Raw genomic sequence first — 12,875 nt, 5'->3', positions numbered from 1 at the left:
CGCGCGTGGGCGAGAGCAGGTACGCCGTCGAACGGGCCCGGGAGGCGGTGTCCCGCGAGGCGTGGGGTGAGGTCCACGGGGCGCTGCGCGGCGTCGACCCGGAGCTCCTCGACGCCGACGACCTCGACGCGCTCGCCGACGCCGCCTGGTGGACCGGTCGCATCGACGAGTCGGTCGCGGCCCGCACCAGGGCCTACGCCGGGTACGCGCGGAAGGGCGACGCCAGGCGGGCCGGGTACTGCGCGTGGATGCTCTTCTACGAGCACCAGCTGGCCGGGCGCACCGCCGCGGCCGCCGGCTGGCTGGGGCGGGCGCGGCAGCAGCTCGGCGGCGAACCCGAGTGCGTCGAGCAGTGCTACCTCGCCTGGGTCGACGCCCAGGAGGCGCAGGCGCGCGGTGCCTACGGCGAAGCCATGGACCAGGCCCGCCGGATGGCCGCCATCGCGCGGCGCTGCGGCAGCGCCGATCTCCTCGCCATGAGTACGCAGGCCCAGGCGGGCGTACTGCTCGCCGAGGGCCGGTTCGCCGAAGGGCTCGCGCGGCTCGACGACGCGATGTGCGCGGCCACGGCGGGGGAGCTCAGCGCCTTCTTCACCGGCTGGATCTACTGCCTCGGCCTTCAGCAGTGCATGGCCTGCGCCGACCTCGAACGGGCCGCCGAGTGGACCGACGCGGCCATGGCCTGGTGCGCCACGATGCCCGAGGAGAACAACTTCCGCGGGCTGTGCCGCGTACACCGGGTCGAGGTGCTGGAGCTGCGCGGCTCTTGGCCGCAGGCCGTCACCGAGGCTGCCCTGACCTGCGAGGAGCTGCTGCCGTACGAGGCGCTGATCGCCGCGGAGGCGGTGTACCTGGTGGGCGAGATCCAGCGCAGGCGCGGTGAGTACGCCGCCGCCGGGGCTTCGTACGCCCGGGCTCACGAGCTCGGGCGGGACCCGCAGCCCGGACTCGCCCTGCTGCTCCTCGCCCAGGGGAAGGCCTACGCCGCCGAGGCCGCTCTACGCGTCGCCCTCGCCGCCGATGGCGGAGACCGGCGGCGGGGGCGGCTGCTCGCGGCCCAGGTGGAGATCTCGCTCGCCCTGGGACGGCTCGACCAGGCCCGCGCGGCGGCCGACGAGCTGGCCGCGATCGCCGACGCGTGGCAGCGGCGGTGCGCGTCCGAGCGCACCCCTCCGCACGCGACCGCGGCCTGGGCGGGCGGCGCCGTCGCCTTCGCCGAGCGCGATCTGCGGCGCGCGCTGCCGCTGCTGCACCGGGCGCTGGCGCTGTGGCTGGAGCTGGGAGTCCCGTACGAGGCCGCGCTGGTCAGGATGACGCTGGCCGCCGCCGACCGGGCCGCCGGGGACGAGGAGAGCGCCCGGCTCGAACTGCGCGCCGCCCACGCGGCCTTCGAAGCGCTGGGCGCGGTGCCCGACGTCCGCCGGGCGGCGGCATTGCTGCGGCTGCCGGGCGAGCTGACCGCACGGGAGATCGACGTGCTCCGCCTGGTCGCCGCCGGGCGGACCAACCGGGCCATCGCCGCCGAGCTCACCATCAGCGAGCACACCGTCGCCCGGCACCTCAACAACATATTCGCCAAGATCGACGTGTCCTCGCGGGCCGCCGCCACGGCGTACGCCTACACGCACGGACTGGTCTGAAATCGGCGGATGCGCGTGCGGGTGCGCGTGCGGGTGCGGGTGCGGGTGCGGGTGCAGGCGCAGTGCAGTGCAGTGCAGGCGCGGACGCGGAGGCGGGGCGTGGGCCGTTCTGCCCATGCCGTGATCGGCCGGATGGGTGGTTCCGGCGATGAGGGCCACCTCCGGACACCTCTACAAAGGAGCTACGGAGTCCCACCCGAACCCCTCACAAGGCGGTGGCGGTCATGAGCACCCTCGCACCGGCCCTGGACAGCGCACTCGCGGAGCAGCTGCGGGCGGCCGTCCACGGCGACGTGATCCAGGCCGGCGAGCCCGGCTACGACGAGGCCCGCAGGGTCTACAACGCGATCCACGACAAGCGCCCCGCAGCCGTCGTACGCGCCGCGGACGCGGGCGATGTCATCGCCACCGTGAACTTCGCCCGGGAGCAGGACCTGGTCCTGGCGGTCCGCGGCGGCAGCCACGGCGTCGCCGGCTACGGCACCTGCGACGACGGGGTGGTACTCGACCTCTCCCGGATGCGCGCGGTCCGCGTCGACCCGGCGACCCGAACGGCCCGGGCCGAGGGCGGCTGCACCTGGGCCGACTTCAACCACGCCACGCACGCCTTCGGCCTGGCCACCACCGGGGGAGTGGTGTCCAGCACCGGCATCGGCGGCCTCACCACCGGCGGCGGCATGGGCCACCTGGCCCGGCGCTGCGGGCTGGCCTGCGACAACCTGCTCGCGGCCGATGTCGTCACCGCCGACGGATCCTTCGTGACCGTGTCACAGGAGGCGAGCGACGAGAACGCCGACCTCTTCTGGGCGTTGCGTGGCGGAGGCGGGAACTTCGGGGTCGTCACCTCCTTCCTCTACCGGCTTCACCCCGTGACCGACATTCTGGGCGGCCCGACCTTCTACCCGCTCGACGGCGACGTACTGCGGCGCTACCGCGAGCTGATCGCCGAGTCCGACGAGCGGCTCGGCGCGCTGCTCGTCGTAGGGCTCGGGCCACCCCTCCCGTTCCTGCCCGAGCGCTGGCACGGCCGGCCCCTGTGCGGTGTCCTCACCTGCTGGAGCGGACCGCAGACGCAGGACGACGAGATCCGTGACCGCCTCGCCGGCCTCGGCCCGGTCATCGGCCGGCACGTGGGACGCATGCCGTACCCCGTGATCAACACCCTCTTCGACGAACTGCTCCCCGCAGGGCTCTTCCACTACTGGAAGGGCACCTTCAGCAGGGGGCTGCCGGACGGGGCCATCGACGCGTACGTGGAGTACGGGGCTTCGACCCCCTCCATCCAGAGCTCGACGGTGGTGTTCCCCATCGACGGCGCCTGCCACCGGGTGGCCCCCGGGGCGACCGCCTTCGCCTACCGCGACGCAGACTTCTCGACCGCCCTCAACCACACGCTGACCACGCGCGCGGAATACGAGGCGAACGTCGACTGGGTGCGCCGCTTCGCCGAGGCCCTGAAGCCGCACTCGCTGGAGGGCGCGTACGTCAACTTCATGGACCAGGACGACCAGGGCCGGGTCCGCACCAACTACCGGGAGAACTACGACCGGCTGGCGGCGGTCAAGCGGCGCTACGACCCCGCGAACCTGTTCCGGCTGAACCACAACATCGCGCCCTAGGAGGAATGTGCGCGTCCGGGGAACTGTCTTGCAGTGCAAGGGAGTTCGCACTATCTTGTACCGCATGACAAAGGAGCTGCCCGCGACCGGTGACCAGCGGCGCAGTCAGCTCCTGCGCGGAGTGCTCGACCTGTGTCTGCTGTCGCTGATCGCCGAACGGCCGCGGTACGGCTTCGAGTTCGCGCAGGCGCTCGCCGCCGGTGGGCTGGAGCTGGTCAGCGACGGCAGCATCTATCCGCTGCTCGCACGGATGGAGCGGGCGGGGCTCATCTCCTCGTACCGCGCCCCGTCCCCCAACGGCGGCGCCCCGCGCAAGTACTACCGCCTGACCGAGGCGGGGCGCACCGAGCTGGGCGGTGGCCGGGCCGACTGGCAGGCCTTCGCCGCGCAGGTGGGCCGGATCCTGACCGGCATGCCGGCCGGCACCGAACCTGGCACGCAAGCCGGCACCGAACCTGGCACGCGACCTGGCAAGCACTCCGGCACGTAATCCGGCACGTATTCACGGGGGAAAGCGCACCATGACGAACACGCAGATACTCGCGGCCTGCCGCAGCAACTGGGAGTACCGGGGGATCGACGACGCCTCCGTGCGGGAGATGCTCGACGAGCTCTCCGCGCACCTGGAGGACGCGGAGGGCGCCGGCCGCACGGCCGAGGACGTCGTCGGCCGGGACGTCCGGGCCTTCGCCGCGTCATGGGCGCGGGCGCGCGCCCCGCTCTCCCGCCGGGTGCTGCGCACGGTGTCCATGGCCTGCTTCGCACTCGGCTGGCTCCTGCTGTTCTCGTACCTGGTCCGGTGGACCACCCAGCTGACCGTGACCGCCGGCTACGTCGCCTTCTGGACGGTCCTCGGCACGGCCACGGTCGCCTGGGAGTTGCGGCGGGGCGGCATGGGCCTGCGCCAGAGGTGGGCGGCCGCCCTCGCCGTCGGTCTGCCCGCGGCGGTGCTCACCGACTGGCTGGCCGGCGACGGACCGCTGTTCACGCTGCCGCTGTGGGCCGCGCCGGTCCTGCTGCTGCCCGGGCTGCCGTACGCCGTCGCCGACGTACGGGCCCGGAAGAGCGACCGCGAGGGTGACGCCCGCTGAACGTCAGAGGCCGCGGACCGAAGCGATCGTGAAGGTCGTGGGGGTGCCCGTGCTCGGCGTCATTGGGCCGCCCTTGTCGAACTGCGAGCGGACCACCAGCGTGCGGCCCGGGGTGTGGGCCAGGGTCGTGGGGATCTGCAGGGACGGGTCCGTGATCGTGCGGGTCAGGCGGGCGCGGGTGCCGTCGGCGGTGAGCTGCCAGCGGGTCAGCGTGTTGGAGACGTTGTGCGCCACGCGCAGGGTGCCGTCCGTGGAGAGGTCCAGGCCGTCGGCGGCCTTCATGTCGCCGCCGGTGAGGTCGACGCGGCGGACGGCGCCGGTGGCGAGGTCGACGCGGTAGAGGTCGCCCGCCGCCATGTCGACGGTGAGGAGGTAGCGACCGGCGCGGTCGGAGACGATGCCGTTCAGGCTGAAGCCGCCGGCGGGCCGGGGACGCAGGGCCGGGGTGAGGTCGTAGGCGGGGGTCAGGGCTCCGCTGCCGACGGCGAGCTGGGCCGGGGTCACGCGGTAGATGACCGCACGGATGCTGTCGGTCAGATACGCCGTGCCGTCCGGGGTCAGGGTCAGGTCGTTGACGAAGAGGCCGGTAGCCGCCGTCCCGGACGGTGTCCCGGCGACCTCGAAGTGGGCCAGGCGCGCCCCGGAGGCGGTGTCGTAGACGGAGACGCCGGAGGTGGAGTCGGTCACCCACAGACGGCCCCGGGCGTCGACGCGCAGTCCGTTCGCCGTGCGCCGGCCGTCCGTGCCGGCGGGCAGGAAGACCTCGGCGGTACGCCGGCCCGCGCGGGCCCGGTAGACGGTGCCGTCCGCGTACGAGCCGACGTAGACGGTGCGCGTCCGCGGGTCGGTGGCTATGCCCTCGGGGTAGACCTTCTCGCCGGGGATGACGAAGGCGGTGGATATCCGGCCGTCGGTCGCCCGGGCGGGTGCCGCGCCCACGGTGAGCGCGGTGGCCAGGGCCGTGGTGAGGGCCAGGACCGTGGTGGGCAGGAGCTTCCTCTGGGGTGTGCGCATGAGCAGACGTCCTCTCCTCGATGGGTGAGGACGAAGATATGTTAGGGCTCTAATGGTTGCAAGGGTCGTAGGATGCGGGAATGACCTCCATGCCCCCCGAGGAGCGCATCGGCGCGCACATCAAGCGCGCCGAGCAGGCGCTGCTCGCGGCCAAGAACATCGCGTGCAAGCCGGCCGCAGTAACGGTTCCGCAGTACGCCGCGCTGCTCTGGCTGGCCGAGAAGCCCGGCATCTCCGCCGCCGCGCTCGCGCGGCTGTGCGGGGTGACGCCGCCGACCATGAACACCGTGCTGAAGAACCTTCAGGAGCGCGGGCTGATCGAGCGGACCCCGCACGAATGGCACCGCAACGTGCTGGAGACCCGGCTCACGGAGGACGGCCGCGCCGCCATGGAGCTGGCGGACGCGGGGGCCGTCAGGGTGGAGCGGGCGCTCGCCGCCGAGTTCACCGCGGCGGAGCGGGAGCAGCTCATCCTGCTCCTGGGGCGGTGCGCGCAGGTACTGGACGCCCAGCGTTGAGGTCGCGGTCATGAGAGCCCGGCCATGAGAGCCCGATCATTCTTTTGCCGCGATTTGGAACTGTCCGGGGGATTCGCACATCAGGACTAGGGGATGCCCAATCGTTTCTGTCCCCTCCCCTGGGGGCAACCATGACCGTTCGGAGCGAAGTTCGTGCACCAGTACCCGCAGCGCCCGCGGCCTGACGACCAGCCTTACCCGGAGTTCCCGGCCCAGGGGTACCAGCCGGACCCGCACCAGCAGGGCCCGTACCAGCCGGACCCGCCCCACCAGGACCCGTATCCCCAGCCCCCGCGGCCCCAGCGGTCCCGGCGCCGCATATGGATCGCCGCGGTGGTCGCCCTCGCGCTCCTGCTCGGCGGCGGCGGGTTCGCCGCCTGGAAGCTCGACTGGTTCTCCGGCAACGGCGAGGCCGTGAGCTTCGGCAAGACGCCCCCGCCCCCGGCTAGCGGGAAGAGCGACCCGGGCGCGCCGGCGACCCCCGCCAAGCCCTCCGGCGACCCGGACGTGCTCATGCCCACCGGCCCGAAGTCCGACTTCAAGCAGACCACCAAGCTCGACGACGGCACGATCATCGCCAAGACCCGCCTCGCGGGCGCGAAGTCCGGCTTCGAGGGCGACGTGTGGGTGTGGGCGCCCAAGGAGTACGACGACCCGAAGTACGCCAAGAGCGGTTTCCCGGTGCTCATCGCGCTCCCCGGCGGCAACGGCTTCCCGGCCAACTACTGGGCCGACCGCAGCCTCGGCCTCCAGAAGGCCATCAGCGAGGGCGTCCAGGCCGGTACCAGCCTGCCGTTCATCGTGATCATGCCGGTGCTCAACCCGGACAACAAGTACTACTACGACGGCTCCGACATCCCCGGCCAGGCCAAGATGGGCACGTGGATCGCCGAGGACGTCCCGGCCTTCACCAAGGCCAACTTCCGTACGTACAAGTCCCGTGACGGCTGGGCCTTCATGGGCTCCTCCTCCGGCGCCTTCGTCGGGATGAAGACGGTCCTTCAGCACCCGGACAAGTTCAAGGCCGTGATCGCCAGCGGCGGCGAGATCGTCCCCGATTCCCCGCTGTGGAAGGGCCACCAGGCGGAGATGGACGCGAACAACCCCGAGAAGCTCGCCAAGAAGCTGATCGACAGCAACGGCCCCGAGGTCTACATCAACTTCCAGATCGGCACGAAGGAGAGCGGGAAGGACCGGATGACGAAGTTCGTGCAGTCGTACGGCAAGGGCCCCGTCAAGACGACCATCCGCGACATCCAGAACGGCGAGCACAACGGCTGGCACTACGTCCGGGGCATGAAGGAAGGCTCCCTGGAGTGGATCAGCAAGGTGCTCAAGGCCCCGAAGCCCGACGCCGCCTGACCGGCCCTCCCGCCCCGTGGCGCTCGCCACGTCCCGCCCGTCCCAGGCAACCCATCCCGTCGTTCACACCTCTGTAAGGGGTGTAAGGGGGACCGATCGGTCCGACCCGCGCTCCGAGGTGAGCGCCGGAGAAGGAACGGGACACAACCGTGCAGCATGACCAGCAGGGCGACGGCAGCCCCATGACCCAGGGCGGCCGTCGCCCCCACCGCCTGCGCCTGCTTCTGATCAGCGGCGGGCTCGCGCTCACCCTCGCCGGAGGCGGAGCGGCAGCGTACAAGTACGGGCTCTTCTCCGACGTAGGGGACCCGGTCTCCTTCGGGAAGGTCCAGGAGAAGGCCTCCGCCACCGCCACCGCCACCGCCGCCACCCCCGCCGTGCCGCCCGAAGTGCTCATGCCCACCGGGCCGGCGGCCGAGTTCGTCCGCACCAACCGGCTGCCCGACGGCACCCAGATCGGCAAGACCACCCTCACGGGCAAGAAGTCCGGATTCACGGGTGACGTGTGGGTGTGGGTGCCGAAGGAGTACGACGACCCGAAGTACGCCAAGAGCGGTTTCCCGGTCCTGATCTCCCTGCCCGGCGGCCGCGGCTACCCCACGAACTACTGGGGGACGGGCCCCGCCCTCGGCCTCCAGAAGGCCGTGAGCGACGGGGCCAAGGCCGGTACGAGTCTGCCCTTCATCCTCGTCATGCCGGTGATCAACGGCGACACCAAGCACCACTTCGACGGCTCGGACATCCCCGGTCAGCCCAAGATGGGCACCTGGATGGTCGAAGACGTCCCGGATTTCACGAAGGCCAATTTTCGCACCTTCACCTCCCGCGACGGCTGGGCCTTCATGGGCTCCTCCTCGGGCGGCTTCGGCGCCTTCAAGCACGTCCTGAAGTACCCCGACCGGTTCAAGGCCGCCATCGCGAGCGGGGTCGACATCGTCCCCGATTCCCCGCTGTGGAACGGGAACACGCAGGCCATGGACGAGAACAACCCCGAGAAGCTCGCCGCGAAGCTGATCAAGGCGGGCGGTCCCGACGTCTACATCAAGTTCCAGATCGGCACCGCGGAGAGCGGCCGCGACAAGGCCGAGAAGTTCATGAACGACTACGGGAGGGGCCCCGTGCACACCTCGCTGCAAGTGATCCAGGATGGTGAGCACAACGGAAAGTCGTACGTGCGCGGCATGAGGGAGGGCTCCCTGGAGTGGATCAGCAAGGTGATGAAGGCACCGACACCCGACCCCGGCGTGCGATGAGCCCGGTGGTGAAGGGGGCATCGGCGGCCGCGGCCGCGGGGATCGCCGCGGTGTGCGCCGTCGCGTTCCTCAAGGTGCCGGGCGACCGGCCCGTGCTCCCCTTCCCCACCGTCGGCGTGCTCATGGCGGGCGGCGAACACTGGTGCACGGCGAGTGTCGTCGACAGCCCGAAGGGCAATGTCGTCGCCACCGCCGCGCACTGCGTGGCCCCCGCCGGCGAGGACGGGCAGCCGGGCGAGCTGGCCCACGACGGCCTGGCCATCGGCGAGCTCTCCTTCGCCCCCGCCTTCTCCGGCGAGGGCGACGGCACCCAGCCGCTGGGCGTGTGGCAGGTCCGTTCGATCCACGTGGACGACCGCTGGAGGAAGTGGGGCGAGGACACCGCCGACTTCGCCTTCCTCACCATCGCGCCGGACGAGGACGGGCGCAGCGTCCAGGAGGCGGTCGGCGGCCGCGCCGAGGCCCCGAAGCCCGAATGGACCTCCGGGTACGAGCGGGACGTGACCGTCGTCGGCTATCCGGAGTCCGAGCACAACCCGCAGAACAAGCCCGTCTCCTGCACGACGCACACCCGCCACGACGAGGACGATCCCGACATGCTCTACATGAGCTGCGCGGGCTTCTGGACCGGGACCAGCGGCAGCCCCTGGATCGCCGACCGGGGCGGGCCGGAGCGTGCCGGGCGGCTGATCGGCGTGCTGAGCGGCGGGGACACGGACGTGGACTCCACGGCCGCGCTGTTCGACGAGCACGCGAAGGCGCTGTACGAGCGGGCCGCGCGGGGCTGAGCCGAGCGCTGCCTACTTCTTGCTGCGCTCCGTGCTGACGATCACGCCCACCGCCGCCACGACGATCGCACCGCCGACCAGGATCGGCCAGGTCAGCGCCTCGTCGAGGATCAGCGCGCCGAGTGCGACGGCGACGACCGGATTGACGTACGCGTACGTGGACACCAGGGACAGCGGCGCGGCCTGGAGCAGCCACACGTACGCCGTGAAACCGACGAGCGAGCCGAAGAGGATCAGGTATCCCAGGGCCAGCCAGGAAGCGGTGGAGAAGGCCGCCGGGTCCAGGCCGCGGTGCTCGCCGCGCAGCAGGCCGACGACCACCGCGGCCGCTCCGCCGGCGAGCATCTGGTACGCGCTGCCCGTGAAGGGATTGCCCGGCAGCGTCAGCTTCGACGCGGAGAACGAGCCCAGCGACCACAGGACGGACGCCGCCACCACCATCAGCACCCCCGACAGCCGCACCGCACCGCTGAGCCCCGGACTGGTCAGCACCGCGAGCCCGGCCAGGCCGACCAGCACCCCGCCCAGGGTGCGCGCCGGAGGCCGGTCCCCGGTGCCGGCCCGCAACACCACCACCCACATCGGCACCGCCGCGACCAGCAGCGCGGCCAGCCCCGACGGTACCGAGACCTCGGCGAGGACGACCAGGCCGTTGCCGCCGAGGATCAGCAGCAGGCCGACCAGGGCCGCCGAGCCGAGCTGCGCACGGGTGGCCCGGAGCGCGGCCGGACCGTACCGCCAGGCGACGACGGCGGCCAGCAGCAGGCCGGCGGTGATGAAGCGGGCTCCGGCGGAGAGGAAGGGCGGCATGGTCTCGACGACGATCCGGATGCCGAGGTAGGTCGAGCCCCAGATGACGTAGACGAGGGCGAGAGCGGTCCAGACCGCGCCGGTTATCTTGCCGCGCGGGGTGGCCGTGGACTTCTCGTCCACCGGAGTCGAGGTGCTCATGGCCGGATCCTATGGTCGTTGGTCCATGCAAGCTTGTGGGTTTCTCAGCCCTTGAGCAGGTCGTTCAGATCGCCGTACGGCAGCGAGTGCGCGAGCGCTCCGTACGTGCCGGCGGAGATCAGCTCCTCGGAGGCGCGGCGGACGACGGCGTACGCGGCTTCGGCGACCCAGGAGCCGAGGCTCACGCGGGACACGCCGAGGGCGCCGAAGGCGGCGACGGTCGGGGCGTCGGGGCCGAGGAGGACGTTGAGGGGGGCGTCGATGCCCTTGGCGAGCTCGGCGACGGTGGCCGGGTCGAGGACGCCCGGCACGAAGATGCCGGAGGCTCCGGCACGGAGGTAGGCGGCGGCGCGGGCGAGGGTCTCGTCGAGGCGGGTGGCGGGGTCGCCGAGGCCCCTGAGGTACGTGTCGACGCGGGCGTTGATGTAGAGCGGGACCCCGGCGGCGTCGGCCGCGGCGCGGGCCGCGGCCAGGCGTTCGGCCTGCTCGGCGGGGTCGCGGGGGCCGTCCTCGATGTTGATGCCGACCGCGCCGGCCGCGAGGACCCCGGTGACGGTCTCGCCGACGGCGGCCGGATCGGCGCCGAAGCCGCCCTCGATGTCGGCGGTGACGGGGACGGAGACGGCGGCGGTCACGCGGGCGACGAGGTCGAGGGCGCGGTCGCGGGCGAGGGCGTCGCCGTCGGGGGAGCCGAGGGACCAGGCGACGCCGGCGCTGGTGGTGGCGACGGCGGGGGCGCCGGTGGCCTCGACGATGCGGGCGCTGGCGACGTCCCAGGCGTTGGCGAGGGCGAGGGGGAGGGCGGGCGTGTGCAGCCCGGCGAAGGCGGTGGCTTTGGCGGCGAGGTCAAGGTTGGTGGTCATGTGGCCAGTTGACCAGACGGGCGGCTCGTGGGCTCGCGGATTTCCGACGTCTAGGCCGGGGCGCGGTGTCCGGGCGCGACGCCACTGCCGGGGCTCCGCCCCGGACCCCGCGCCTCAAACGCCGGCGAGGCTGGATGGCGCGGCGAGGCCGAAGCATCGGGGCTCCGCCCCGGACCCCGCGCCTCAAACGCCGGCGGGGCTGGATGGCGCGGCGAGGCCGAAGCATCGGGGCTCCGCCCCGGGCCCCGCGCCTCAAGCGCCGGCGGGGCTGAATCTGTGCCGCCCGCCAGGGCTGGATGCCCGCAGGGCAATTCCAGCCCCGCCGGCGTTTGAGGCGCGGGTCCGGGCAGGGCCCGGGGGTGGCGCCGCAGGGGCTGCGGTGCCGGGCCTGTGCCAGCGGACGGCATCAGCCGAATCCAGCCCCGCCGGCGTTTGAGGCGCGGGTCCGGGCGGAGCCCGGGAGGTGGCGCCGCAGGGGCCACGGCCGGGCCCGTTGATGCGGGGGGTCCGGGCGGAGCCCGGAGGGGCTACGGTGCCAGGCCCGTTTTCGCGCCCGCGCCGCAGAGGGGGAGGACCGCCGTGCGGCCCTGCAAGGGGTCGGTGGGGGACCACGGGCCCACCGCCGCCCAACACGCCGCGGCCGTCGGTTCCACGAAGAGCCCGCGGCGGGCCAGGTCCCGCTGGGCCTCGCGCAGCCCGGCCTCCGGGACCGTCACGAACGTGCCGCCGGACGCGCGGACCGCCGCCAGGATCTGCCGGGCGCGCGGCGGCGCCGCGATCGCGATCCCCTCGGCCAGCGTCGGCCGCTGCTCCACCGGCGCGGCATCCTCCGCGCCCGCCTCGAACGCCCGCGCCAGCGGGGCCACCTCCTCCGCCTGGACCGCGATCAGGGCCGGCGGCCGTACCCCGCGCCGCGCCAGCTCCTCGACGGCCAGCGCGGCCCCGAGCAGCAGGGTGCCGTTGCCCACCGGAAGCACCAGCACCTCCGGCAGCCGCCCGCCCAGTTCCTCCCACACCTCGTACACGTACGTCCTGGTCCCGTGCAGGAAGTGCGGGTTGAAGACGTGGCTCGCGTAGAAGACCCCGGGCGAGTCCGCCTCCGTACGAGCCGCCCGCGCCGCGGCCTCGCGGCCGCCCGGGACCATGCGTACGACCGCCCCGTGCGCCCGCATCTGGTCCGTTTTCCTCTCCGGGGTGCCCGCGGGCACGAAAATTTCACAAGTGAGGCCCGTCCGCGCGCAATAGGCCGCCACCGACGTCCCCGCGTTGCCGCTGCTGTCCGCCACGACCCGCTGCGGAGCCAGCCGCCGGGCCAGCTCCACGAGCATCACCGCGCCCCGGTCCTTGAACGAGAGCGTCGGCATCAGGAAATCGAGTTTGGCGTGAACCCGCTCTGCCAGTGGGACGAGTGGAGTGTGCCCCTCCGCGAGCGATACGGAGAACGCCCCCGGCAGTGGCAGTACGGGCCCGTACCGCCACAGCGAAGGCGGCCCGGCGGCCGGTTCCAGCACCGCGGTCGGATCCGGCGTGAAATCGAGGTCCCAGGGTCCGCCGCAGACCGGGCACCCCCACGGAGCAGTCCGGACATCCGCGCGTGTACCGTCCTCTGAGCAGACGTAACCGGGGGATGCGTGCGTCATGTGCGGAGCGCCTTTGCTCATTCATGGCCGGTGTGTGGCACGGATGTTACGCGTGCGCCGACCTCTTGTGGGTGGCGCCGAAGGTGGGTCAACCTTTCGGAGGCGGCAGCCCGTTGGGCCATCTGCGTTGTCATGG

At 72.6% G+C, this 12,875-nt stretch carries 12 protein-coding genes; 8 read left to right on the top strand and 4 right to left on the bottom strand.

Annotated elements, in window-relative coordinates:
• Positions 1 to 5: 5 nt before the first annotated feature.
• The 4 genes from ACZ4TV_RS29725 to ACZ4TV_RS29710 all read left to right on the top strand — a co-directional run bounded on the left by ACZ4TV_RS29725 (position 6) and on the right by ACZ4TV_RS29710 (position 4,350).
• Positions 6 to 1,640, top strand: coding sequence for a LuxR C-terminal-related transcriptional regulator (locus tag ACZ4TV_RS29725; protein WP_468138190.1), 1,635 nt, complete (start codon positions 6 to 8; stop codon positions 1,638 to 1,640).
• A 224-nt stretch (positions 1,641 to 1,864) separates the two neighbouring features.
• Positions 1,865 to 3,259, top strand: coding sequence for an FAD-binding oxidoreductase (locus ACZ4TV_RS29720; protein WP_468138188.1), 1,395 nt, complete (start codon positions 1,865 to 1,867; stop codon positions 3,257 to 3,259).
• A gap of 64 nt (positions 3,260 to 3,323) precedes the next feature.
• A complete protein-coding gene (locus ACZ4TV_RS29715; RefSeq protein ID WP_468138187.1) occupies positions 3,324 to 3,749 on the top strand; it encodes a PadR family transcriptional regulator in 426 nt (141 codons plus the stop codon).
• 31 nt (positions 3,750 to 3,780) lie between these two features.
• Positions 3,781 to 4,350: a hypothetical protein gene (locus ACZ4TV_RS29710; RefSeq protein WP_468138186.1), complete on the top strand. Its 570-nt coding sequence runs from the start codon at positions 3,781 to 3,783 to the stop codon at positions 4,348 to 4,350.
• Positions 4,351 to 4,353: 3 nt separating this feature from the next.
• Here the strand turns inward: ACZ4TV_RS29710 and ACZ4TV_RS29705 are convergent, their stop codons facing one another.
• Positions 4,354 to 5,364, bottom strand: coding sequence for an SMP-30/gluconolactonase/LRE family protein (locus tag ACZ4TV_RS29705; protein ID WP_468138184.1), 1,011 nt, complete (start codon positions 5,362 to 5,364; stop codon positions 4,354 to 4,356).
• 80 nt (positions 5,365 to 5,444) lie between these two features.
• On the opposite strand from ACZ4TV_RS29705, the gene ACZ4TV_RS29700 reads away from it, so the two are divergent.
• The 4 genes from ACZ4TV_RS29700 (at position 5,445) to ACZ4TV_RS29685 (ending at position 9,285) form a co-directional block, all read left to right on the top strand.
• Complete coding sequence (locus ACZ4TV_RS29700; protein WP_468138183.1) at positions 5,445 to 5,882, top strand: MarR family winged helix-turn-helix transcriptional regulator; 438 nt, start codon at positions 5,445 to 5,447, stop codon at positions 5,880 to 5,882.
• Positions 5,883 to 6,233: 351 nt separating this feature from the next.
• Positions 6,234 to 7,244 (top strand): alpha/beta hydrolase, encoded by a 1,011-nt coding sequence (locus ACZ4TV_RS29695; RefSeq protein ID WP_468138238.1) that lies wholly within the window; start codon positions 6,234 to 6,236, stop codon positions 7,242 to 7,244.
• A 149-nt stretch (positions 7,245 to 7,393) separates the two neighbouring features.
• Positions 7,394 to 8,497, top strand: coding sequence for an alpha/beta hydrolase (locus ACZ4TV_RS29690; protein ID WP_468138181.1), 1,104 nt, complete (start codon positions 7,394 to 7,396; stop codon positions 8,495 to 8,497).
• The gene (locus tag ACZ4TV_RS29685; RefSeq protein WP_468138180.1) at positions 8,494 to 9,285 is read left to right on the top strand and encodes a trypsin-like serine peptidase; all 792 of its coding nucleotides are present in this window, start codon (positions 8,494 to 8,496) and stop codon (positions 9,283 to 9,285) included. The genes ACZ4TV_RS29690 and ACZ4TV_RS29685 overlap by 4 nt, the downstream gene beginning before the upstream one ends.
• A gap of 12 nt (positions 9,286 to 9,297) precedes the next feature.
• Here ACZ4TV_RS29685 and ACZ4TV_RS29680 read toward each other — a convergent pair whose 3' ends face one another.
• The 3 genes from ACZ4TV_RS29680 to ACZ4TV_RS29670 all read right to left on the bottom strand — a co-directional run bounded on the left by ACZ4TV_RS29680 (position 9,298) and on the right by ACZ4TV_RS29670 (position 12,739).
• Complete coding sequence (locus ACZ4TV_RS29680) at positions 9,298 to 10,236, bottom strand: EamA family transporter (RefSeq protein WP_468138179.1); 939 nt, start codon at positions 10,234 to 10,236, stop codon at positions 9,298 to 9,300.
• Positions 10,237 to 10,280: 44 nt separating this feature from the next.
• Positions 10,281 to 11,099, bottom strand: a complete 819-nt coding sequence (locus ACZ4TV_RS29675) for an isocitrate lyase/PEP mutase family protein (protein ID WP_468138178.1) — start codon at positions 11,097 to 11,099, stop codon at positions 10,281 to 10,283.
• A 527-nt stretch (positions 11,100 to 11,626) separates the two neighbouring features.
• The gene (locus tag ACZ4TV_RS29670) at positions 11,627 to 12,739 is read right to left on the bottom strand and encodes a threonine synthase (protein WP_468138176.1); all 1,113 of its coding nucleotides are present in this window, start codon (positions 12,737 to 12,739) and stop codon (positions 11,627 to 11,629) included.
• Positions 12,740 to 12,875 lie beyond the last annotated feature (136 nt).

Source organism: Streptomyces sp. NPDC028910 (assembly GCF_055564955.1).
The sequence above is the reverse complement of the archived record's forward strand: the minus strand, read 5'-3'. Positions and strand labels throughout refer to the sequence as shown.

Excerpts from the sequence above, each read along its gene's own strand:
- ACZ4TV_RS29720 (WP_468138188.1), top strand. The coding sequence starts at position 1,865 with ATGAGCACCCTCGCACCGGCCCTGGACAGCGCACTCGCGGAGCAGCTG.
- ACZ4TV_RS29715 (WP_468138187.1), top strand. The coding sequence starts at position 3,324 with ATGACAAAGGAGCTGCCCGCGACCGGTGACCAGCGGCGCAGTCAGCTC.
- ACZ4TV_RS29710 (WP_468138186.1), top strand. The coding sequence starts at position 3,781 with ATGACGAACACGCAGATACTCGCGGCCTGCCGCAGCAACTGGGAGTAC.
- ACZ4TV_RS29705 (WP_468138184.1), bottom strand. The coding sequence starts at position 5,364 with ATGCGCACACCCCAGAGGAAGCTCCTGCCCACCACGGTCCTGGCCCTC.
- ACZ4TV_RS29700 (WP_468138183.1), top strand. The coding sequence starts at position 5,445 with ATGACCTCCATGCCCCCCGAGGAGCGCATCGGCGCGCACATCAAGCGC.
- ACZ4TV_RS29685 (WP_468138180.1), top strand. The coding sequence starts at position 8,494 with ATGAGCCCGGTGGTGAAGGGGGCATCGGCGGCCGCGGCCGCGGGGATC.
- ACZ4TV_RS29680 (WP_468138179.1), bottom strand. The coding sequence starts at position 10,236 with ATGAGCACCTCGACTCCGGTGGACGAGAAGTCCACGGCCACCCCGCGC.
- ACZ4TV_RS29675 (WP_468138178.1), bottom strand. The coding sequence starts at position 11,099 with ATGACCACCAACCTTGACCTCGCCGCCAAAGCCACCGCCTTCGCCGGG.
- ACZ4TV_RS29670 (WP_468138176.1), bottom strand. The coding sequence starts at position 12,739 with ATGACGCACGCATCCCCCGGTTACGTCTGCTCAGAGGACGGTACACGC.